The sequence below is a fragment of the Sphingobacterium kitahiroshimense genome, assembly GCF_025961315.1.
GTDB classification, from domain to species: domain Bacteria; phylum Bacteroidota; class Bacteroidia; order Sphingobacteriales; family Sphingobacteriaceae; genus Sphingobacterium; species Sphingobacterium anhuiense.
Genome location: NZ_JAOQNK010000001.1, coordinates 2,696,668 through 2,718,814, shown reverse-complemented (window position 1 = coordinate 2,718,814; position 22,147 = coordinate 2,696,668). Strand labels below are relative to the sequence as shown.

Below are 22,147 nucleotides of genomic sequence, written 5' to 3'. Positions count from 1 at the left end.
AATAATGAAAATTGACGCAATCAAACAAGTATATCTTATTGGGATAGGTGGAATTGGAATGAGTGGACTTGCTCGTTATTTTGCTCACTTAGGATGCGTAGTGAAGGGATATGATCGTACGGAAACGGAATTGACTAAAACATTAGTGTCCGAAGGAATTGAAATTTCGTATCTTGATGATGCCAATACGATAGATCCGATATTTAATATTTCTAATGAAGAAACATTAATCATTTTTACTCCTGCTATTCCTAAAGACTCTAAAATTAAACATCATCTGGAAGAAGTAGGGCATACGCTACATAAGAGATCTGAAGTTTTAGGTATCATTAGTGAAAGTCGTTTTACAATTGGTGTGGCGGGTACACATGGTAAAACGACAACTTCTACCATGGTGGCCCACATATTAAAGGATAGTGGTTTTGACTGCTCTGCTTTTCTAGGCGGTATCAGTTCCAATTACGATACAAATGTTTTGTATGGTAATAATGATGTGGTCGTCGTAGAAGCGGATGAATATGATCGCTCATTCTTAACCTTACATCCTAATATAGCTATTGTGACTTCAGCTGATGCTGATCATTTGGATATTTATGGTGATGCAAGCCAACTTTTAACGACTTTTCAAATGTATTTGGATCGAGTTGTTGAAGGTGGTACGCGTATTGTTAAGAAGGGTTTACCATTTGAAAGTCAAATCTCGTATTCTGGACATGATGTTGCAGATGTTTATGCTTCTAATGTACATGTTAAAGATGGAGAATTTTATTTTGATTACATTTCAGGAGATGCAAAGATTGAAGATATTCATTTGGGAATACCGGGCACGCATAATGTTGAAAATGCTGTAGCGGCAATAACTGTTGCCCGTATTTTGGGTATTGCAGATGATAAAATAAAAGTTGCACTAACGAATTTTAGAGGTGTTAAAAGACGTTTTGAATATATCGTAAGAAGTCAGTCTGCTATTTATGTAGATGATTATGCACATCATCCGGAAGAGTTGCGTGCATTTTTGAGCTCGATGCGTAAGCTATATCCGAATAAGAAGTTGACAGTTGTATTTCAGCCACATCTCTTTACGAGAACCCGTGATTTTATAGAAGGATTTGCAGAAGTGCTTTCTATGGCAGATCGTGTACTACTTATGGAAATCTATCCTGCTCGTGAATTACCTATCGAAGGTGTAAATTCATCTTGGTTGTTGAGTAAAATCACGGCACCGGAAAAAGCTGTTGTTACAGCCCAGGAAGTATTGGCAATTGCTCAGTGTGAAAAATTGGAATTGTTGGTGACAGTTGGAGCTGGTGATATTGATAAATTAGTAAAACCATTGAAGGAAATTTTAGCACATGCTTAAATATTTACACAACATACGATGGAATCGCGTATTATATTTATCACTCTTTTTTTTAGGTGTGATAGCTGTAATCATTGTGATGTCCTTGGTCAATCGCAAAGATGACCTTCAAGTATGTCGTGAGGTAAATATTTTTATTGAAGGAAAAGAAGCTTTTATTGATCAAGGAGATATCTCTGCGCTTATCAGTAAAAGTTATGGCAATATAATTGGTAAGCCATTACTTGATATTCCTTTAGAAAAGATCGAAAAAACGTTGAAAAAGTTGCCTTACGTATCTAAGGCAACGGTTCATTTGGATATGGATGGTATTCTAGCCATTAATATCGCGCAACGGGAAGTCGTTATGCGTGTCATTAATAAGAATGGTCGGGAATATTATATCGATTTAAATGGATTGAAGGTACCAACTACATTGAAATATGTACCTCATGTCATGATTGCAACAGGTAATATTGAAGAGGGGTATAAGAATCCTTTGGATTCGATTAACTCTACACTGGTAAAAGATTTATTACAAGTGACACAGTTTATCGAAAATGATGAGCTGTGGAGCAATCAAGTTGTACAGGTATTTGTTAACAATGATAAAGATATTGAATTGGTACCTCGGGTCGGAAATCAGCAGCTTGTTATCGGCACTGCCGATTCTTTAGACCAAAAGTTTAGTTTGTTGCAGACATTTTATAAAGAAATAATCCCTAAAGTCGGGGTTGACGCTTACAATAAAGTGAATGTAAAATATGCAGGTCAAATTATTTGTGAAAAACGTGGTGTTTGGACATTTGATGATCTGCATAACCCGGAGAAGAAAGTAAAGAATAACACATTATAGTATACAGCATCAATACAGAATATTATGAATCCAAAATCAGCAGAAATCGAAAGAGAGAACCCAATTATTGTGGGACTCGATATTGGTACAACCAAGATTTGCGTTACAGTTGGAAGACGTAGTGGCGGAAATAAAATAGAACTTTTAGGCGTTGGTAAAGCAGATTCGGCAGGAGTAAGCCGAGGTGTGGTCGCGAACATTCAAAAAACGGTGAGCAGCATTCTTGAAGCGGTTGAAATAGCCGAAAATCAATCAAATGTTGATATCAAAGTGGTGAATGTTGGTATTGCTGGCCAACATATCAAAAGTATTCAACATCGTGGTATTTTTACCAAGACTGATAGCGATGATGAAGTTACAAGAAAAGATATTGAACGTCTTATTTCGGATATGTATAAATTAGTGTTGCCTCCTGGAGAAGAAATTATCCATGTGTTGCCGCAGGAATTTACGATCGATAATGAGCCGGGTATTCGAGAACCGATCGGTATGGCAGGACGTCGCATTGAAGCGAATTTCCATATTATTTCGGGACGTGTTACGGATATTCGAAATATTAAAAGATGTATTGATAATTCAAATTTAGAGGTTTCAGAATTAATTCTTGAACCTTTGGCATCATCTGAAGCTGTATTGGATGATGACGAAAAAAATGCTGGTGTTGTTTTAGTTGATATTGGAGGAGGTACTACAGACGTAGCGATTTTCCATGAAGGAATCATTCGTCACACTGCTGTAATTCCTTTAGGAGGGAATATCGTGACGGAAGATATTCGTCAAGGTTGTTCTGTATTGAGAAGTCAAGCTGAGTTGTTAAAAACACGATTCGGATCTGCATTAGCTGATGAAAATAAGGAAAACGAAGTAATTTGTGTTCCCGGATTAAAAGGTCGTGAACCTAAAGAGATTTCAGTAAAAAATCTTGCATACATTATTCAAGCACGTATGGAGGAGATTATTGAACATGTGTACTATGAGATCAAATCTTCTGGTTATGAAAATAAACTGATCGGTGGAATCGTTATTACTGGAGGTGGTGCCCAATTGAAACATTTGGTACAACTTGTTGAATATATCACTGGCATTGATTGCCGTATCGGTTTTCCTAATGAATACTTGGCAAAAAATGAAGTTTTGCCAAAGGCTTTGTATGAAGAATTGAAAAGTCCATTATATGCTACCAGTATAGGTTTGTTGATGAAGGGTATTCAGGCGCACGAGGATGAAGTAGAGACCAGAAGAGCGCCTAAAGTTGTGAAGAAGGATGCTGAGTCTGTGAAAGAGGTCGGCGAGCAACAACAGAAGGAGCATGGTTTGCTAACATGGTTCAAAAAATTAATGAAGGATGGCAATGAAATTGATGATGCCACTTTCTTGGATAAAAAATAGTTTTCAACACTTTATGTTTTTTTCCACATTTTAAACATTTGTGGAAAAAAATTGTTGAAAATATGTTATTATTACATTACGAATATTGAGTTTAGGTGAAGTTTGTACTGAAGTCATTATGAGTTAAATAGGGATAAGTTATGTCAATACAGTTTGAAATGTTAAAAGAACAATCATCAATAATTAAGGTTATTGGGGTTGGTGGTGGTGGCGGTAATGCCGTTAACCACATGTATAAACAAGGAATTAGTGGGGTAGATTTCATCGTGTGTAATACCGATGCTCAAGCTTTGGAGTTAAGTCCAATACCTAATAAAGTACAATTGGGTATGAGTTTGACAGAAGGTATGGGTGCTGGTGCAGATCCTGATGTAGGTGAAAATTCAGCTATCGAAAGTATTGACGATATCAAACGTATGTTAGGTACTAATACCAAAATGCTGTTTATTACTGCAGGAATGGGTGGTGGTACTGGTACTGGAGCTAGTCCCGTATTGGCAAAAGCAGCTAAGGAATTAGGTATTTTGACTGTTGCGATTATTACAACTCCCTTTACTTTCGAAGGTAAACGTCGCCGTTCGCAAGCCGAAGAAGGTTTATCGGAATTGCGTAAATATGTAGATTCGTATTTAGTGATCTCTAACGATCGTTTGAGAGAGATTTTTGGGAATCTTACCATGACAGCAGCTTTTGCAAAAGCTGATGATATTTTAACAACTGCCGCAAAAGGTATCGCTGAGATCATTACTATCCCTGGTTATGTAAATGTCGATTTTAAAGATGTGCGCACAGTGATGAATGATAGTGGTGTTGCCATTATGGGTAATGCTGTTGCTGAAGGTGAAGACCGAGCTATTAAAGCAGTTGAAGGAGCTCTTGCTTCTCCGCTATTAAAAGATAATGAAATTGAAGGTGCTCGTTATATCTTACTGAATATTACTTCTGGTTTAAAGGAAGTAACCATGGATGAGGTTGCTATTATTACGGATTATATTCAAGAGAAAGCTGGTCTTTCTGCAGATTTAATTTGGGGTAATTGTATTGATGAAAACTTTGGCGAGGAACTATCTGTAACAATTATTGCGACAGGATTCCAGACTTCTGAGGAAAGGGATATTGAACGCGAAAATACGAAAGTTACGATGCCTTTAACGGCTGCAGAACAAGTAGCATCTTTTGTTAAACCGGTTAATCAATTTGTACAGAAGGAAGTGACGAATACACCTCTTGTTAATCCTGTGCAAACAAATCCAGAAAACGTTTCAGCTCCTATCCCGACTAACGATTTGTTTTCTGCACCTAAAAATGCTGTTCAACAACAGGTGGCTGTTGAAGGGAATTCGATTATTCGTCATGAATTAAATTTTGAAGAAGTGGTCGAAGAAGAGGCTTCGTCAGCAAATCAGGGAAATGATTTCCAATTAAAAACTTCTCCTTCTGTATTTCAATTTCAGATGCCTACGGTATTTGACGATTACACTGCTGGATCTGTTTCTCCGCAAGAGGAGCAGGCAAATAATTTCTCTGCTTCTGTTAATAATAAAGCTGAGATAGAACAGGTGGAAGAGGAGCAAGTTTCTTTTGAAGATCAATTGGTACGTACAAAAGAACGTATTTTGAGATTGAAGGAGTTGAGTATGAAATTAAAATCTTCAAATGGTCTTCAGGAATTGGAAAATGAGCCAGCTTACAAAAGAAAGCAAATGTCATTAGATGATACGCCGCATTCTTCACAATCTCAGGTTTCCAGATTTACACTGTCTTTTGAAGATGGAAATACAGAAATTAGACCCAATAATTCTTTTTTACATGACAATGTAGATTAGTTTAATTTTGCATAAATAATATGAAAGCTATCTCGTGTGAGATAGCTTTTTTTTGTATCTTTAATTTTTACCATTTATATAGAAATACATTATATTTATGAAATAGCAATGTTGTAAAAACTCTAAAAAAGAGCATATGCATGGTTATGTCATAGAACCGATAAAAACAAGTAGTATAGATATGAATCGCAAATTGAATAATCCAATATGGGTGATGAGTTCAGCATTTGACAAGCTGGATTTACCTGAATTAATAGATAAAACAAAAGAAGTCGGAGCTTCAGGTATTGATTTATGTGTGTTTAGAAAAGATGGCACACGTCAGGATCATACGGCAACACATCTCAATTATGAAGGTTTTACAGCGGAGGATGCAAAACGTACAATAGAAGTTTTCAATCAGGCCGCTTTACATCTGTCTTTGGGAGCTTTCGAGAATATGATCGGTGGAGAAGAAGGTGAACGGGTTAAAAATCAGAATCATTTATTAAAACTTATTCGGATTGCTCATTTACTCGGAGGAGATGCCAATAATGTAAAAGTGGGGACTTTTGTTGGTTATAATCATGATCTTGGTAATCAGATAGATGGCTTTCAGAAAAATCTAGATGAGTACAAACGTGTTTTTGCACCAATTATTAAATATGCTGAAGATCTAGGGGTAACGGTATTGTATGAAAACTGTCCTATGGAAGGCTGGAGATCGTCGCGTTATAGCAGTACTTATAATAATTTGCCAGCAGTATTGGCCGCACGAAAATTGATGTATGAAATGATACCAAGTAAAGCACATGGTGAAATCTATGATCCATCACATGATGTCTGGCAAAATACAGATCCAGTATCTGTTATCAATGCTATGGATATAGAGCGGTTACACCGTATTCATATCAAGACTACACGCAATTTAAGTACGCAAGCGCGCACGGACTGGGGCGGTATGTATCCAATGCAGCATGTTGATGCTGAACTTGCTAAGGCTGCTAATATTGCAATTCCAGCACATGATTGGGATAGACATCATTACGAAGCCATGCTTCCCGGATTTGGAGGGTCAGATAGCATGGACTGGAGAGCATTTGTTGATACTTTGCAAAAACGCGCTTTTAACGGAGTTTTTGAAATAGAAAACGAAGCTAAAAATTCTAAAGATACAGGGGTTATGTCTGCTATCTTACAGGGCTTTAGTACCTGTGTTAATTTCTTTGCACCAATGCTATGGGAACTGGATGAAAAGAGCGGGTATTCATATAAAAATGAACGTGACTTACAGATCGTACACGGAAAAGATATTCCTGTTGTAACAATTGATGAGTTATCTTAAAAAAATAGAATTCACTCTGCAAACTAGTTTGCAGAGTGAATTCTAAATATTTCAATGAGCTCTGGAATATTAGAGACATTTAATTTTTCAAATATTCTGCTTTTGTAAGTACTTACAGTTGACGGGCTAAGATCTAAGCTCGTAGAGACTTCAATGATACCCAATCCCTGCATTAAATACTTTGCAACATCCACTTCTCTGTTTGAAAGTCGTGAAAGCGGATTCATCGTGTTTATCTTAGCTTTGGTTTGAGTTAGCTTCTTAACGTAAAGGTCTTTTACTTCATCCGACATGTATTTTCCTCTTTCTTTTATTGTTAATATTGCATTACTAAGCTCTGCCATAGCCGTGCTTTTATTGACAAATCCGGCAGCGCCAGCTTCAATATATCTTAAAGCATAAAGAGATTCATCATAAGAAGAGAATACCAGTATTTTGATGGACGGTTGTATTTCTAGAATTTCTTTTACTACTCTAATATTATTTCCTCCAGGCATATTGATATCGAGTAATAGTAGATCAAAATCTTCTTTTTCCAACAATGTTAGAACCTCACTATAATCCTGAGCCTGTGTAATGATACAGGATGGCATAGTTTCTTTTATAATGACAGATGCTCCTAATCGAACAATACTATGGTCGTCGGCAATTAATATTTTTTTCATGAGCGATATTTAGGAAATATTATTTTGCGAATTGTGTTGTTTAAAAATAAACAAAAATACTGAATTCGAAATAATAAATGCGTGTAAATATAGTCAAAGATTAGTTCTTTTCTGTTTATTTTATTTCTCGCTACTTTGTGTTGTAAATTGGCTAACGATATTTTACCGTAAATATTAATATTTTGTGTCAGTTTTATTGAAATAAGTTTATATTTAGGTAGAGAATTACAATAATTGCAATATTAAACATTTATTTTATGGGAATTTTGAAAGAGTTTAAAGAATTTGCTATGCGCGGTAGCGTAGTTGATTTAGCAGTCGGTGTTATTATCGGTGGTGCATTTGGAAAAATTGTAACGTCATTGGTAGATGATATCATCATGCCACCAATTGGTTATTTGACAGGAGGTGTTGATTTTTCAGAAATTAAATATGTACTTAAAGCTGCAGATGAGGTTGCAAAAAAGCCAGAAGTAGCGATTAATTTAGGAAACTTTATTAATGTCGTGATCCAATTTCTAATTGTTGCATTTTGTATTTTTATGGTGATTAAAGCCTTAAATTCGATGAAACGTAAGGAAGATAAAGCTCCTGAAGTGGCACCTGCTCCAACAAAAGAAGAAACACTTTTAACAGAAATCAGAGATTTACTTAAAAATAAGTAATCATATACTTTGGTGAAAAATTAGATGAAGAATAGGGTATTCTTCATCTGTTTTTTTATGGAATATTTCGATATTTTGGAGAAGTTGCATTTATTGTTTGTTATTCTCTAAAATATATTTTACTTTTGCATTCCTCTTTAGGGAGTTTTATTAATAGAATCAAAACATAATTTAGCATATTAAGCGTCATGAAAAGAACATTTCAGCCATCGCAAAGAAAAAGAAGAAACAAGCACGGATTCAGAGATCGCATGAGTTCTGCAAATGGTAGAAGAATTTTAGCTTCTCGTAGAGCAAAAGGTAGAAAACGCCTTACAGTTTCTGACGAAGGTCGTCACAAAGGTTAATATTTTTGCGTAGCTGGTGGCCAGGAGGCTCGTGTAATGACATGGCCGACTTTTCAGTCATCGATTATGATTAAAAATACATTTAAGAAAGAAGAACGTTTATGTAGTGTCAAGTTGATTGATACGCTGTTTCATAAAGGTTCTTCTTTTGTTTGTTATCCCTACCGTGTTGTCTTCTATGCTCCAAGAGAAGACGATCATCTCATCATGGAAAATTCTTCATCACAGGTCATATTAGCGGTTTCTAAACGCCGGTTCAAACGTGCTGTTGATCGTAATCTGATGAAGCGCCGTATGAGAGAATGTTTTCGTTTACAAAAAAATGAAGGCTTAACACCATTTTTAGAAGAACATCAATTACCTTTGTTATTCACAATACAATACGTAGGTAAAGGTCTGTTAGCATATGATTTTCTGTATAGTCATATGGAAAAAGCTTTGGTAAAATTAAAGAATGAATGTTCTAAACTATATTTGGCAAAAGATTATCAAGCGGATATTTAGTCTGTTATTTTTAGCTATTATCCGGTTTTATCAGATTTTTATTTCTCCCTTTTTGGGAGCTAACTGTCGTTATACACCAACCTGTTCACAGTATGGTTATCAAGCCATTCAAAAATATGGTCCCTTTAAAGGAGGATGGCTTGCTATAAAACGTATTTTAAGTTGTAATCCCTGGGGTGGCCATGGTCACGATCCTGTTCCTTAATATTTTTTATTTTTTTGTATGCATACTTATATTTTACAAATCGAGACTTCTACTTCTATGTGTTCAGTCGCTTTGGTTGAATCGGGAATTGTTCGTCAGCACGAAAGTGTCAATGAACCTAATGTTCACGCCTCACAGCTAACTTTGTTTATACAGGCTTTGTTGGATCAGGAGAATATAGGTTTTAAAGATTTGTCAGCAATTGCGGTGAGTATGGGGCCAGGTTCTTACACCGGCTTAAGGATCGGAGTTTCTACCGCTAAGGGTTTGTGCTATGCCCTGGATATACCTTTGATCGCTGTCAATACGCTAGATGCTATTTATTCGGGTTTTCGTGCGAATGAAGGGAAATCACTATCGTACGATCTTTATATCCCGATGTTAGACGCGAGAAGGATGGAGGTGTACTGTGCTTCATTTGATGATACAGGCAGATCGGTAGTAACAACTCAAGCTTTGATTATCGATAACGCAAGTTTTGGTCAATTTATAGTACAATACCCTCGTATTTGTTTATTTGGTCCGGGAGCGGATAAATTAAAAGATGTATTTAGTACTGGACAAGGTGTAGATATTATTGAGGAAGTACAGACGAACGCGACTGATATGAGCAAAATTGCTTTCGATAAGTATCAAGCTAAAGATTTTGAAGATGTTGCTTACTTCGAACCCTATTATTTAAAAGATTTTGTTGCAACCACTGCAAAGAAAAGACCTGGTTTATAACCAGCCTTTTCTTTTGAACCAGTAATAGATTGCTAGCGATATTCCGAGCATAATAATAATTGCTACAGGATATCCATAGTACCATTCTAGTTCAGGCATGTTTTTGAAATTCATACCGTAAACGCCAGCGACAAAAGTAATCGGCATAAAAAACACGGAAAAAATGGTTAAGATACGCATGATTTCGTTCGTGTGATTGGAGGAAATATTAAAATAGATATTGAGGAGCTGACTTGTGTTCTCTGAAAGATTGTCGTACAGCGTATTGGCTCTCAAATATAGATCTTTTAAATCTCGGCTGTAGACATTGCGTTTTTGATTAGCATGAAAGTGCTCTACAATTTCTTTGTACAATATGATAACCTTCCTGACAACATCAATCTGTCTTTTAATAAAATAGACATGTTTGAGGACTAGCTTTTTTTGACGTGTCAGAAAAACGCTTTCTTCATATTCATCCAATTTAGTAGATATTTTGGGCAGTATTTTTTCAAAAGAGGCGAGCGCCGCCGTGCTCAGGTAATTAGCTAAATGTTTACTGTCTTTTAATTTTGGAGATCTAAAATCCAAAAGTTTCATTTTATGAATGAATTCTACATTTTTCTTATGAAGTGTAATGACGAAGTCTGCACCATAGAAAATAGTTAAACGGTCTGTTATTTCACCAATATTGTCGGAGTTATCCTTAAATGTTGCAGATACCATCCTTAGGATAATAAAAGTATAGTTGTCAAACTCTTCTATTTTTGGAAGATGTTCAGGTTCTAAAGAATCTTTAATAGATGCCTGATTGAGGTTATATTTTTCTTTCAAAATTTCGAGATCCGTTACACTTGGCTCGAATACATCGACCCATTCATAACTAGCTTGCTCTTTACTTACTATAGTGGATATCATAAATTAATCGGATTTTAGGTTAATATACCGAAGAGATTTTCAAAAAGCAAATTGTTGTTAAATAAGAAAGCCGCTCATGAGCGGCTTTCTTATTTAACAATTTTAGAAATGTTATTTCTTTTCTTTTTTATATTCTTCATTTAATTGTTTCACCACTTCATTCGTGATTTCCAATTTTGAATCAGCATATAATACTGTCGGATTTGATTTCGAATATGTCAGTACAAGTGTATAACCGTTATCACTTGCATGTTTCTTCAAAAATTCGGTAATTTTATTGTAGACATTATTAAATTCAGCGGATTCGTCTTGTTGTATTGAAGCAGATGCATTTTGATCTAAACGGCTTAATTCGTCTTGTTTACGTGCTAATTTTTCTTCTGTTGCTTGTCTTTCTGCAGCACTTAAATTAGGTGCTTTTTGTTGGTATTCTGCAACTTCACGTTGAAAAGCTTGGCTTTTTGCCTGAAGATCTGTTTGTGCTTTTTTAACTTTTGCTTCTAATTTACTTCTAATGTCCTTAAAGTACTCATATTTTTGAGATAAAGAATCTGAATTGATGTATACAATTTTCTCAACTTTTGTTGAAGAAGTGTTTGCTGAAGTAGAATCTTTGGAAGTTGTAGCACCAGTACTTTTTCCCTCTTGGTTACAAGAAATAGCGGCTACTGATATTGCTACGCCTAAAGTTACCTTTGATAATGTTGAAAATATATTACTCATTGTTTATTTGATTACACGTTTTAATAAGAACAAACCTACTATAAAAAAATTACATTTAGGATTTTCGACTGCTAAAATATAAAATAATTATGGAATAATAGCGCATTAAATTGCTTGTTATCACTTCTCGTTGACTTGTTAAAGTGGTTAAAATTTCGTATTTTTGATTACAAGTATTTAATTAGTTTCAATGAGCGAAGAAAACAAAAATGCATCATCCTATTCAGCCGATAATATCCAAGTTTTAGAGGGATTAGAGGCTGTACGTAAACGTCCTTCCATGTATATTGGAGACACAGGGGTTAAAGGTTTGCACCATTTGGTATATGAGGTCGTCGATAACTCTATCGATGAAGCCGTTGCAGGTTATTGTACAGATATTTTTGTCACTATCCATAAAGACAATTCTATTTCCGTAAAGGATAACGGACGTGGTATTCCAACAGGTATCAATAAAAAGGAGAATAAATCGGCACTGGAAATTGTAATGACTGTATTACATGCTGGTGGTAAATTTGATAAGGATACGTATAAGGTATCAGGTGGTCTTCACGGTGTGGGGGTGTCCTGTGTAAACGCTTTATCTATTCATTTGTCAGCAATTGTTCACCGTGATGGTAAAGTTTTCCAGCAAGAGTATGAAAAGGGAAAACCTTTATATACGGTGAAAGAAATTGGTGATTCTGATGCTACTGGTACTATTGTTACGTTTACTCCGGATAGTGAAATTTTCACAACGACTACGACTTATAACTATGATACATTAGCGAGTCGTCTTCGTGAGTTATCTTTCTTGAATAAAGGAATCACTTTATCTTTGACAGATGAGCGAGAAACTTTGGAAGATGGTAATTTACGTCAAGATGTGTTTTTATCTGAAGGTGGTTTACAAGAATTTGTTCAGTTTTTAGATAGTAACCGTCACCCGATCATACCACATCCGATTTATGTGGAGGGTATCAAACAAGGTATTCCAGTTGAATTGGCTTTACAGTATAACGAGACCTATACTGAAAATGTGCATTCATATGTCAATAACATTAATACCATTGAAGGTGGTTCACATGTTGCTGGTTTTCGTCGTGGTTTGACCCGTACATTAAAGGCATATGCTGATAGATCAGGTTTATTGAAAAATTTGAAGGTAGAAATTACTGGAGATGATTTTCGTGAAGGCTTAACTGCAGTTATTTCAGTGAAAGTTGCGGAACCACAGTTTGAGGGACAGACAAAAACCAAATTGGGTAACTCCGAAGTAATGGGTGCTGTTGATGTTGCGGTAGGGGAGATTTTAAATATCTATTTAGAAGAGAATCCTCGCGAAGCAAAAGCAATCGTACAAAAGGTTGTTATCGCAGCTCAGGCTCGTGCCGCGGCTCGTAAAGCTCGTGATCTTGTACAAAGGAAAACTGTAATGGGTGGTTCTGGTTTACCTGGTAAGCTCGCAGATTGTCAAGATAATGATCCTACAAAATGTGAAATTTACTTTGTGGAGGGAGATTCGGCAGGTGGAACAGCAAAATCAGGACGTGATCGTAAATATCAAGCGATTATGCCACTTCGTGGTAAAATTCTAAACGTAGAAAAAGCAATGGAACATAAGATCTATGAAAATGAAGAGATCAAAAATATGTTTACTGCCCTAGGTGTTAGTTTAGGTACCCCAGATGATCCTAAAGCATTAAACTTAGATAAATTACGTTACCATCGTATCATTATCATGACCGATGCCGACGTCGATGGTTCTCACATCACAACTTTAATTCTAACGTTCTACTTTAGATACATGAAAGAATTGATTGAGAAGGGATACATTTACATCGCTACTCCACCATTATATTTGGTTAAAAAAGGTAAAGATCATCAATACGCTTGGACTGAAGATCAACGCTTAAATGCTATTCAGCAATTGAAAGGTGGAGGTAAAGAAGACAGCGTACATGTACAACGTTATAAAGGTCTTGGAGAAATGAACGCTGAACAACTATGGGATACAACAATGAATCCTGAGACGCGTACATTAAGACAAGTGAACATCGAAAATGCGGCTGAATGTGATCGTATATTCTCAATGTTAATGGGTGATGAGGTTGCACCCCGTCGTGAGTTTATTGAGCGCAATTCACGTTACGCTAAGATCGATATTTAATTATTTTAGATTTTAATCTTTGAAAGGTCTAACTACTCAGGTAGTTAGACCTTTTTTTTTTGAATTAGAAAAATCTATATTTTTTGTCTAATTAGGTTAATAACTGTAACTTATATATGGTATTGGTATTTTCGTTGTACTTAAATTACGTTTTTTCGTCGATTTTATGTTAACGATTAGCTCTCTGCTAAAGCGTGTTCTATGATCCGTTGATAATCTTCTTCAACCATATAATACGTATTAGTTTGCTGTAATTAAAGATTAATGATGCTGATTGATAAAAATTATGATTTACTGCGCCTATCTTATTTAGGTGATTATTTTTGCTTTTACCCTAAGTGAGAATGCGATAATGCTATAAAAAAACCTCTCCTGGTTTTTAATTGTAGCAACCGTTATAGCTTCTTTTAAAGAATTAATTGATGCATTCGTTACAATATTTCTTTAGGTAACATAATTATTACTTATTGTAATAGTCGTGTTCCGATATGTGAAATAATATGAAATTAAACTTTTTATTATCTATATATCAAATTTATGATTCTTATTTTTTTAAGTAATAAGTTTTTGAGACTTAAACTTTACCTATTAATTTGGATCTTGTTAGGTAGCGCTATTGCAACATATGGTCAAGAGTATAATGAATTGACTTTTGATCAGTTACTTGAACAACTATCGGAAGAATTAGAGGAGGATGTCGATGCGAGCGAAATTTCAGAGAGATGGTCATATTACCTGAAAAATCCGATTGATTTAAATAAAACAGACGGACGTGAATTACACGATTTATTATTTTTAAGTGTTATTCAGATCGAAAGCCTGTTGGCACACAGAAAAGAATCCGGTGATTTTATTTCTAAACAGGAGTTACAAAGTATAATCGGGTTTGATTTGCGTACAGTTCAGTATTTACTTCCTTTTGTTACTGTTTCAGGTGATATGCATTACAGAGATTTTACAGTTAAGAATTTCTTAAAATCGAAGCAAGAAGTTATGTTACGATATGGACGTTTATTGCAACGTGCCAAAGGATATTCGATTACTGATACAGCCAGGTCGCGCTACATTGGGGATCCGAATCGATATACTGTACGTTATAGGCTCAATTATAATGATAAGATTCGGCTTGCTATTAATATGGATAAAGATGCCGGGGAGTTATTCTTCAGAGACAAGCAACAATATGGTTTTGATTTTTATGGTGCGAGTCTATCAATTAGAGATCTTGGGAAAGTAAAACATGTAGTCATTGGAGATTTTGCCTTACAAATTGGTCAGGGTTTGACGATGTGGAATGGATTGAGTTTCGGTAAAGGAAGCATGATCGAAAGTTCTGCTAGGCAGGGGATAGGTTTAAGACAGTACACATCTTTGAATGAAGCAAATTTTTTAAGAGGTGTAGCAGGTTCTTTGATCTTAGGTAAGTTTGAATTTACACCTTATATTTCTTATCGAAAGATTGATGGCAATATGGAAAAGGTCAATGATGATTGGGTGATATCTACTTTGTCCACTTCAGGTCTTCATCGTACCCCAACAGAACAGCGATATCGAAATGCGATCGGACAACTGGTTTATGGAGGTAACTTACTTTACAGCAAAAATAGGTTTAAGATAGGTGGAAATTTTGTTGCTACCCATTTAGAAGGTGTTAAACTTTTGGGTAAAGCTCTTGAAAATAAATATGATTTTGAGGGTAATTTACTTCGAAATGCTAGTCTTTATTATAATTACACATATCGTAATTCTTATTTTTTTGGAGAGATTGCTACGAGTTTTGATGAAGGATATGCTTGGTTAACCGGAATTATGACCAGTATCACTCCAAAGTTTTCCACAGTTCTTTTATATCGTGATTATCAAAAGAATTATCATAGTTTCTTTGCCCAGTCAATGGGAGAAAATAGCAGTACTAAGAATGAAAAAGGACTTTATACAGGTCTTGTTTTTCATCCCTCTCGGAAAATTCAATGGACCGCTTATCTTGATGTTTTTAAGTTCCCATGGTTGCGATACCGCGTATTGGCACCTTCTTCAGGGTATGATATTATGTCCCAATTCTCTTATATCTGGTATAAGAAGGGCCAGATATCAGTGCGCTTCCGATACCGTGTGAAAGAAGAAAATACTTCAGCTTCAAAAAATGAAAAGGTTTTCTTGGCAACAGTTAATAAATACCAACTGAGATTTGAATACAAATATAAATTAAGTAATATCTGGAGCATTCGTAGTAGGCTCGAAGGTATTCAATATCTGAAAGAGTCCGAACAAAAAGAATTTGGGTGGATGGCCTATCAGGATCTGTTTTTTAACCCCAAAAGTAGTAAAATAGCAACAAATATACGTTTAGCTTATTTTCATACTGATAGTTATAATACCCGGATTTATGCTTTTGAAAATGATGTCCTATATGCTTCTTCCTTTCCACTGTATTATCAAAAAGGTTGGCGAATGTATAATAATATACGTTACAGAATACATCGAAATATTGATTTGTGGACTAAAATATCAGCTTTCTATTATCCTGAACTTGAAAAAATAGGTTCGGGTTTAGATGAAATTCAGGGAAATATCAAATCAGAAGTTAAAGTACAGCTAAGATTCCAATTTTAATGAAGACGAATTTTGAAGAACAGCTGAAAAAGCTTCCATTTCTTAAAATTGTGCTATTTTATGGTATTGGAATAGGAATTGCCAATTTTTTTGGGCCTAGCAAAAGCATGTTTAATTTGATACAAATACTGCTTGTTTTTAGCTTTTTATCGCATCTCGTATTTTTCTTTTATACTCCCCGTTTAGGAATTTTATCTATTGTAAATAGCTACATTATTTTGATTTTTTTCGGAATTTGGAATATCTGGAGAACGCATGTTCAGGTGGATATTAACCATTTTCTCATTGGTTCGAGTGATCAATATATTGCGATGGTGGATGAAGAACCGTTTTTTTACAATAATTCAGTCCGATTTTCTGTAACCCTATTAGCAAAACGTATCGATTCAACATTTCAAAAGGCGACAGGTCGGCTCATGGTGACGTTGCCTTTTGATCAAAATGATTCTCCTATACAATATGGTGATGAGATGGTTTTAAAAAATAAGGTGAAACCCATCCCAAAGCCACTTAATCCATTGGAGTTCAATTATAGAGATTATTTAAAAAATCAAGGTATCGATGGCCAGATTTATTTGAAGTCAAAGGAGTATAAAATCATTCGTCATCATCAAGGTTTTGGTATTAAAGCCCAAGCTTTAGAATTAAGGAAGGAGCTCGTCAGTAAATTTAGAAAATATCTGAAAGATGAGGATTCTTTTCAAATTGCAGTGGCATTGATTGTTGGTTATAGAGCAGTGATGTCACAAGATATCGTGCAGACTTTTAGTAATACAGGTACTATTCATGTGCTGAGTGTTTCAGGTATGCATGTTGGAATAGTCTTTATTGTTTTGATGTGGTTGCTAGCCAGGGTAAGTGGTAATCATACTCTAAATCTTTTAAGAATTGTTATGTTGCTTTGTGCGATCTGGAGTTATACCATCTTAACGGGAATGGCACCTTCCATATTACGCGCAGCGATCATGTTGAGTTTTTTTCTTATTGCTAGATCAATGCAGCGGGAAGGCAATATGCTCAATACAATGGCATCTTCTGCATTCCTACTTTTATTATTGCAGCCCAATATATTATTTGATATCGGGTTTCAGTTATCTTACTTTGCTGTTTTAGGAATTGTTTTATTTTTTCCACTGTTTAAACGTCTATCTATTTTTGAAAGTAATGGCTTCAGTCGTATTATATGGGATAGCGTCGCTATTTCTTTGAGTGCTCAAATTATGACAGTACCGTTTTCATTGTTTTATTTTGGACAGTTCCCAAATTATTTTTTAATTGCGAACTTACTTGTTGTTTTACCTGTTACGCTCATTATGTATATCGGGATGGCGATGATGTTCATTCCTGTTGATATTTTCAATGTTTGGTTAGGGTATGCTATGGATTGGCTTATTAAGAAAATGTTTTTCACATTGGAGTTTTTGGATCAATTACCTTTTGCAACATGGACTGGAATTGTCCTTTCTCCAGCTTTAGTTTTGATCAGTTTAGTTTTCTTGTTCAGTTGCAGCTATGCATTTTATTGGAAAAATAAGGTTGCTTTATACATGAGTGTATGTTTTCTATTGATTGGCCTTAGCACTTTCAGCTATTTACAGTATTTGCAGTTTAATTATATAGGATTTCGCATTTACAGTACCAGAAAAGAGATTGCACTTGCTTTTATACAAAAGAATAACATCACCATGGTTAGTTCTTTTGATTCTTTAGATGCCAGAAATTTGGTTTATAGTGCGAAAAGGGATTTGTCCCGTTTCTCTAATTGGGAAGATATTGATTTTCTTCCATTGATATCATATGATTCTGTAAGGACAAATTACCTGATTCAGAAACCCAATTTAACAATACAAATTATGGAGCATTCTTTACTAAGTCATCGCCCTACAGATATTTTACTTGTCAGAAAAAATAGCAAATGGAATTTTATCGAAAATGTAAAAATTATAAAACCTAAGCTTGTGCTGTTTGATGGAACGAATAGTGACTTCAATATTCAGATGTGGAGACAGCAACTTGATGATATGGGGGTAGCGCATTATACCATAAAAAATAATTTTGCGTATGTTTGGGACAAGGAGTTATTATGAGTGTAGATAGCATCAGCATATTAAAACAGTATTGGAGACATGATGAGTTTCGACCTCTTCAGGAGGAAATCATCCAATCTGTACTGGATAAGAAAGATACCCTAGCTTTATTGCCTACAGGTGGTGGTAAATCAATATGTTTCCAGGTTCCGGCAATGATACTTCCGGGTATCTGTATTGTCGTGACGCCTTTAATCGCTTTGATGAAAGATCAGGTAAAACATCTCAAGGATATCGGTATCGAAGCTGTTGCTATTTATTCGGGTCTTAAACCACGAGAAGTCGATATTATATTGGACAATTGTATTTTTGGCCATATAAAATTTCTTTATTTATCTCCCGAACGTTTGTATAGTGAATTGATACAGGAGCGTATCAAACATATGCCTGTCAATCTCTATGCAATAGATGAAGCCCATTGTATTTCACAATGGGGTTATGATTTTCGACCTTCTTACCTACAGTTGTCTAAACTGAGGGAGATACATCCAGATATTCCTTTTCTTGCTTTAACTGCAACAGCTACGACATCTGTAATTGCAGATATTCAGGATAAATTGGCCTTTAAAAAGAAGAACGTATTTGTTAAAAGTTTCTTGCGTGATAATCTCGGATATATGGCGCTGGAAGAAGAAAATAAATCGGGACGGATGCTTCGTGTCATTCAAAAGCTGGGAGGCTCAGGTGTCGTCTATGTGCGAAATAGAAGAGAGACTCAAGAGATTGCACGTTTCTTAATAAACAATGGGATCTCCGCGGATTTTTATCATGCTGGTTTGATAGGAAAAGACCGTGATGATAAGCAAGAAGCTTGGATGCAAAATAGAACACGCGTTATTGTTGCTACCAATGCCTTTGGGATGGGAATTGACAAATCGGATGTCCGGTTTGTTATTCACTTGGATATCCCTGAATCTTTAGAAGCTTATTATCAAGAAGCAGGAAGAGCAGGCAGGGATGGAAAAAAGGCTTATCCTGTTATGTTATATCAGCAGGAAGATAAGAATCGTCTTTTAAAAAATTTAGAACTGAGTTTTCCAACCGTCGCTTTCATTCAACAAGTCTATCATTACTTATGTAATCACTTTCAAATTCCTTATGGTGCAGGGGAGGGAGTTGTATTTGATTTTGATGTAGTCTCTTTTATAAAAAAATATAAACTTGAAACAATTCCTACTTTAAGTGCCCTCAAGTTTTTAGAAAAGGATGGCTGGTTGACGCTTTCTGAAGCTGTCTTTATTCCTTCTCGATTTAAATTTGCAGTGAACCATCAAGAGCTCTACAAAATTCAAGTTCAATATGAGCGTTATGATAAACTTATAAAGGCTATATTAAGATCGTATGGAGGAGTATTTGATGATTATATTTCCATAAATGAATATGAGTTTGCAAAAAAGTTAGGTGTTTCTTATGAGCAAATTGTAAGTTTAATCAACGCCTTGGTTAAAATGGAAATTGCGAGTTATATTCCTCCAACAGATAGCCCACAGCTATCTTTTCTGCAGGACCGTGTTGATTATAAAAATCTTTATGTAGACCATGTTTTCATTAGAGAAAGACAACGCGTAAAGACTGTTCAGATCGAGGCGATGCTCAATTATATTGAGCATTCACAATGTCGTAGCCAGTCACTACTCCATTATTTTGGTGAACAGAATACACTATTTTGTCAGGTCTGTGATCTGTGCCTAATTCGTAATCATCGTGTGAAATTGCATCATAATATAAAATTAGAGATAGAACGCATTTTACTGAACGAAGCTCAAACGATACATGATCTGATTGGAAGGCTTTCTCTTGGTGATGATGAAATAAAATTGGAAGTAGTGCGAAATTTAATAGATCATCATAAGATTAAGGTCGTAGATGATCGGTATATCTGGAATACCAATATCTAATTTAAAATTTAAATTTATTTACTTTTTTACTGGCTTCCAAATATAATGGTAGCGCCGCAGATCCGTACCATAACGTGATTTCGGAGATTAATAAACCAGCGTTAATGGCAGGATCTGTAGCCAATAATGCTTCTGCTTCTTTGATAGTTTTAACATTTAATATAAAGATACCGCGATAATCTCTTTCATTTTTCCCAAATGGACCAGCTACAATTAGTTTTTTCTCTTTTGCTAGGCGTTGAATATTTTTCATATGTCCATCAAAAAGTCGATTGACAGAATCTTTATCGGTTATTTTTGTTGCGCCCGTTTTTAGAAGCACAAAACTATAATACTTCATTCCATAATTGTCAGCTCCTAATTAATCGGCTAATAAATGGTCATATTTGGCATTAGCTTTTTGTGAATACGAACGAGGTAGCGTACCTAATATCAATAATCCAAGGTAAAGTATATTTTTCATCTATTTTTTATATTTATCATATAAACCTTTTCCACTTAATATAATAGGTTTAATTTTTTCTAGACGGTTTACTTTTGTTTTATCTTGTTTTGCTTCATGAATATACTCATAATATTCATTCTTTTTTGCATCACTGAGATTCTCAAAATTCCTTTTTAATTGCGGGTCGTTCTTTAATGCTTCTTCAATTAATGCGGGAATGGATAAATATTCTTTTTTCCCTGGAATGAGTTTTAATCCCATTTCTTCAATATTAATGGCCTGCTGTATATATTGTCTGAGTAGAGATTTATCAATTTGGCTTGGATCTGTAAATTTCCATTGGCGCAGGTTTTTCGTTTTTTCTCCCTGTGTTGCCGTTAAAACTGCTGCGGGATCTACTAGGTGCGATCCGTTAAAAAACCAGAGTGCAAAATGATCTTTAAATCCAGCAAATGAAATAACATTTTTTTGTTGGTACGTGAATACCGGACCACCCCATTTTGTTGTTTCTTCAAGTGGGAACTCTTCAATTATGCTGCGTAGGATTAATAATTCTTCCCCCCATTTGCTTTGCTTATCCATAAATTTGTAATAACTAGTTGGAAATAGGTAAATTGAGTTTTTCCTGTCCCCACTCAGACCAAGAACCATCATATACTTTGATGTTTTTATTCCCAAGTAAATGACTGGCAAAAGCTAGGATCGATGCTGTAACACCTGATCCACAGGTGAAGATCTGTTCATTGCTGTTATTAAATGATTTAAACAATTTTTGCAACTCTTCTTTTGAATCGTAGCTGTTTCCTTCGAGAACAAGATCAAATGGAAGATTATGAGAATTGGGAATATGTCCCCCTTTTAATCCTGCTCTGGGTTCTGGAGCTGATGCAATAAATCTTCCTTGACTACGAGCATCAATAATGCTTGTTTCACTATTTTCATAATGAGCTAACACGTAATCTTTATCTGCATACCATTTTGAATTAAAATGAGCTTTGGCATTACCTCTTTGTTTTGATTTTATATGATGGTCTACTATGGGAAAATGTTGTTCTTTCCATGCTGGAATTCCACCTTCAAGTATATAAACTTGATCAAACCCCATAATCTTAAACATCCACCAAGCTCTAGGACTTGAATATATACCCCACCGGTCATATAGTATAATGATGCTATCTTGATTGATACCTAGTTCCTGAATTCCATTTGTGAAAGTTTCTTGGGAAACAAGTGTGTGTGGTAGCGGGTTGTTTTTATCTGAAAAGGTATTTTCGATATCAAAAAAGAGCGAGTTGCCTATTACTTCTAAGTTCGTACCCTTTAGCGATTGACCTACTTTGTCAATTGTACAATCTAATAATACAATTTTGGAATTGTTTAATTCACTACTAAGCTGTGCAGGAGTGATTAGTGAAGAGGGAAAGTACATGGTTTATTTTATTTACGTTACGTAAATTTAATCATGTTTTTGTTATAAACAAAAAAAGCC

Annotated in this window: 20 protein-coding genes; 14 read left to right on the top strand and 6 right to left on the bottom strand. The window is 35.2% G+C overall.

Going from position 1 to position 22,147, the window contains the following annotated elements; all coding sequences use genetic code 11:
- Positions 1–4 precede the first annotated feature (4 nt).
- The 5 genes from murC (at position 5) to M2265_RS12145 (ending at position 6,734) form a co-directional block, all read left to right on the top strand.
- Positions 5–1,360 (top strand): UDP-N-acetylmuramate--L-alanine ligase, encoded by a 1,356-nt coding sequence (gene murC, locus M2265_RS12165; RefSeq protein WP_132772140.1) that lies wholly within the window; start codon positions 5–7, stop codon positions 1,358–1,360.
- Complete coding sequence (locus tag M2265_RS12160; protein ID WP_132772141.1) at positions 1,353–2,195, top strand: cell division protein FtsQ/DivIB; 843 nt, start codon at positions 1,353–1,355, stop codon at positions 2,193–2,195. Before murC ends, M2265_RS12160 begins: the two co-directional genes overlap by 8 nt.
- Before the next feature lie 24 nt (positions 2,196–2,219).
- Positions 2,220–3,584 (top strand): cell division protein FtsA, encoded by a 1,365-nt coding sequence (ftsA, locus tag M2265_RS12155; protein WP_132772142.1) that lies wholly within the window; start codon positions 2,220–2,222, stop codon positions 3,582–3,584.
- A 140-nt stretch (positions 3,585–3,724) separates the two neighbouring features.
- Complete coding sequence (gene ftsZ / locus M2265_RS12150; protein ID WP_132772143.1) at positions 3,725–5,410, top strand: cell division protein FtsZ; 1,686 nt, start codon at positions 3,725–3,727, stop codon at positions 5,408–5,410.
- Between the two features lie 181 nt (positions 5,411–5,591).
- Positions 5,592–6,734 carry a sugar phosphate isomerase/epimerase family protein gene (locus M2265_RS12145; RefSeq protein WP_031288438.1) on the top strand — a complete coding sequence of 381 codons (1,143 nt, stop codon included), beginning with the start codon at positions 5,592–5,594 and terminating at the stop codon, positions 6,732–6,734.
- A gap of 23 nt (positions 6,735–6,757) precedes the next feature.
- On the opposite strand, the gene M2265_RS12140 is transcribed toward M2265_RS12145, so the two are convergent.
- The gene (locus M2265_RS12140; protein ID WP_132772144.1) at positions 6,758–7,399 is read right to left on the bottom strand and encodes a response regulator transcription factor; all 642 of its coding nucleotides are present in this window, start codon (positions 7,397–7,399) and stop codon (positions 6,758–6,760) included.
- A gap of 257 nt (positions 7,400–7,656) precedes the next feature.
- On the opposite strand from M2265_RS12140, the gene mscL reads away from it, so the two are divergent.
- The 5 genes from mscL to tsaB all read left to right on the top strand — a co-directional run bounded on the left by mscL (position 7,657) and on the right by tsaB (position 9,846).
- On the top strand, positions 7,657–8,064 hold the full coding sequence (gene mscL, locus M2265_RS12135) for a large-conductance mechanosensitive channel protein MscL (protein ID WP_021190117.1): 408 nt from the start codon (positions 7,657–7,659) through the stop codon (positions 8,062–8,064).
- A 188-nt stretch (positions 8,065–8,252) separates the two neighbouring features.
- The gene (rpmH, locus tag M2265_RS12130) at positions 8,253–8,411 is read left to right on the top strand and encodes a 50S ribosomal protein L34 (protein WP_045753170.1); all 159 of its coding nucleotides are present in this window, start codon (positions 8,253–8,255) and stop codon (positions 8,409–8,411) included.
- 66 nt (positions 8,412–8,477) lie between these two features.
- Entirely contained in the window at positions 8,478–8,915 is a 438-nt protein-coding gene (locus M2265_RS12125) for a ribonuclease P protein component (protein ID WP_031288357.1), read from the top strand.
- Positions 8,866–9,120 carry a membrane protein insertion efficiency factor YidD gene (yidD, locus tag M2265_RS12120; RefSeq protein WP_132772145.1) on the top strand — a complete coding sequence of 85 codons (255 nt, stop codon included), beginning with the start codon at positions 8,866–8,868 and terminating at the stop codon, positions 9,118–9,120. The genes M2265_RS12125 and yidD overlap by 50 nt, the downstream gene beginning before the upstream one ends.
- Before the next feature lie 18 nt (positions 9,121–9,138).
- On the top strand, positions 9,139–9,846 hold the full coding sequence (tsaB, locus tag M2265_RS12115; RefSeq protein WP_132772146.1) for a tRNA (adenosine(37)-N6)-threonylcarbamoyltransferase complex dimerization subunit type 1 TsaB: 708 nt from the start codon (positions 9,139–9,141) through the stop codon (positions 9,844–9,846).
- Here the strand turns inward: tsaB and M2265_RS12110 are convergent.
- Entirely contained in the window at positions 9,841–10,743 is a 903-nt protein-coding gene (locus M2265_RS12110) for a CorA family divalent cation transporter (RefSeq protein WP_132772147.1), read from the bottom strand. The genes tsaB and M2265_RS12110 overlap by 6 nt on opposite strands.
- 111 nt (positions 10,744–10,854) lie before the next feature.
- Positions 10,855–11,466: an OmpH family outer membrane protein gene (locus tag M2265_RS12105; RefSeq protein ID WP_021190122.1), complete on the bottom strand. Its 612-nt coding sequence runs from the start codon at positions 11,464–11,466 to the stop codon at positions 10,855–10,857.
- A 190-nt stretch (positions 11,467–11,656) separates the two neighbouring features.
- Between M2265_RS12105 and gyrB the strand changes: the two genes are divergently transcribed.
- The 4 genes from gyrB (at position 11,657) to M2265_RS12085 (ending at position 20,213) form a co-directional block, all read left to right on the top strand.
- Positions 11,657–13,615, top strand: coding sequence for a DNA topoisomerase (ATP-hydrolyzing) subunit B (gyrB, locus tag M2265_RS12100; RefSeq protein WP_132772148.1), 1,959 nt, complete (start codon positions 11,657–11,659; stop codon positions 13,613–13,615).
- Between the two features lie 567 nt (positions 13,616–14,182).
- Positions 14,183–16,228: a helix-hairpin-helix domain-containing protein gene (locus M2265_RS12095; protein WP_165905967.1), complete on the top strand. Its 2,046-nt coding sequence runs from the start codon at positions 14,183–14,185 to the stop codon at positions 16,226–16,228.
- Positions 16,228–18,315: a ComEC/Rec2 family competence protein gene (locus M2265_RS12090; RefSeq protein ID WP_132772150.1), complete on the top strand. Its 2,088-nt coding sequence runs from the start codon at positions 16,228–16,230 to the stop codon at positions 18,313–18,315. Before M2265_RS12095 ends, M2265_RS12090 begins: the two co-directional genes overlap by 1 nt.
- Positions 18,312–20,213: an ATP-dependent DNA helicase RecQ gene (locus M2265_RS12085; protein ID WP_132772151.1), complete on the top strand. Its 1,902-nt coding sequence runs from the start codon at positions 18,312–18,314 to the stop codon at positions 20,211–20,213. Before M2265_RS12090 ends, M2265_RS12085 begins: the two co-directional genes overlap by 4 nt.
- A gap of 1 nt (position 20,214) precedes the next feature.
- Here the strand turns inward: M2265_RS12085 and M2265_RS12080 are convergent, their stop codons facing one another.
- The 3 genes from M2265_RS12080 to M2265_RS12070 all read right to left on the bottom strand — a co-directional run bounded on the left by M2265_RS12080 (position 20,215) and on the right by M2265_RS12070 (position 22,087).
- On the bottom strand, positions 20,215–20,553 hold the full coding sequence (locus M2265_RS12080; protein WP_207902484.1) for a YciI family protein: 339 nt from the start codon (positions 20,551–20,553) through the stop codon (positions 20,215–20,217).
- Between the two features lie 123 nt (positions 20,554–20,676).
- Complete coding sequence (locus M2265_RS12075; protein ID WP_132772152.1) at positions 20,677–21,240, bottom strand: YdeI/OmpD-associated family protein; 564 nt, start codon at positions 21,238–21,240, stop codon at positions 20,677–20,679.
- Between the two features lie 13 nt (positions 21,241–21,253).
- On the bottom strand, positions 21,254–22,087 hold the full coding sequence (locus tag M2265_RS12070; protein ID WP_132772153.1) for a sulfurtransferase: 834 nt from the start codon (positions 22,085–22,087) through the stop codon (positions 21,254–21,256).
- Between the last annotated feature and the right edge of the window lie 60 nt (positions 22,088–22,147).

Bases quoted from the DNA above. Each gene is read 5' to 3' on its own strand.
- yidD (WP_132772145.1), top strand. From the start codon at position 8,866: ATGAATGTTCTAAACTATATTTGGCAAAAGATTATCAAGCGGATATTT.
- gyrB (WP_132772148.1), top strand. From the start codon at position 11,657: ATGAGCGAAGAAAACAAAAATGCATCATCCTATTCAGCCGATAATATC.
- M2265_RS12105 (WP_021190122.1), bottom strand. From the start codon at position 11,466: ATGAGTAATATATTTTCAACATTATCAAAGGTAACTTTAGGCGTAGCA.
- M2265_RS12110 (WP_132772147.1), bottom strand. From the start codon at position 10,743: ATGATATCCACTATAGTAAGTAAAGAGCAAGCTAGTTATGAATGGGTC.
- M2265_RS12075 (WP_132772152.1), bottom strand. From the start codon at position 21,240: ATGGATAAGCAAAGCAAATGGGGGGAAGAATTATTAATCCTACGCAGC.
- M2265_RS12090 (WP_132772150.1), top strand. From the start codon at position 16,228: ATGAAGACGAATTTTGAAGAACAGCTGAAAAAGCTTCCATTTCTTAAA.
- M2265_RS12070 (WP_132772153.1), bottom strand. From the start codon at position 22,087: ATGTACTTTCCCTCTTCACTAATCACTCCTGCACAGCTTAGTAGTGAA.
- M2265_RS12145 (WP_031288438.1), top strand. From the start codon at position 5,592: ATGAATCGCAAATTGAATAATCCAATATGGGTGATGAGTTCAGCATTT.
- mscL (WP_021190117.1), top strand. From the start codon at position 7,657: ATGGGAATTTTGAAAGAGTTTAAAGAATTTGCTATGCGCGGTAGCGTA.
- M2265_RS12125 (WP_031288357.1), top strand. From the start codon at position 8,478: ATGATTAAAAATACATTTAAGAAAGAAGAACGTTTATGTAGTGTCAAG.
- M2265_RS12140 (WP_132772144.1), bottom strand. From the start codon at position 7,399: ATGAAAAAAATATTAATTGCCGACGACCATAGTATTGTTCGATTAGGA.
- M2265_RS12160 (WP_132772141.1), top strand. From the start codon at position 1,353: ATGCTTAAATATTTACACAACATACGATGGAATCGCGTATTATATTTA.
- M2265_RS12085 (WP_132772151.1), top strand. From the start codon at position 18,312: ATGAGTGTAGATAGCATCAGCATATTAAAACAGTATTGGAGACATGAT.
- ftsA (WP_132772142.1), top strand. From the start codon at position 2,220: ATGAATCCAAAATCAGCAGAAATCGAAAGAGAGAACCCAATTATTGTG.
- rpmH (WP_045753170.1), top strand. From the start codon at position 8,253: ATGAAAAGAACATTTCAGCCATCGCAAAGAAAAAGAAGAAACAAGCAC.
- M2265_RS12080 (WP_207902484.1), bottom strand. From the start codon at position 20,553: ATGAAGTATTATAGTTTTGTGCTTCTAAAAACGGGCGCAACAAAAATA.
- ftsZ (WP_132772143.1), top strand. From the start codon at position 3,725: ATGTCAATACAGTTTGAAATGTTAAAAGAACAATCATCAATAATTAAG.
- murC (WP_132772140.1), top strand. From the start codon at position 5: ATGAAAATTGACGCAATCAAACAAGTATATCTTATTGGGATAGGTGGA.
- tsaB (WP_132772146.1), top strand. From the start codon at position 9,139: ATGCATACTTATATTTTACAAATCGAGACTTCTACTTCTATGTGTTCA.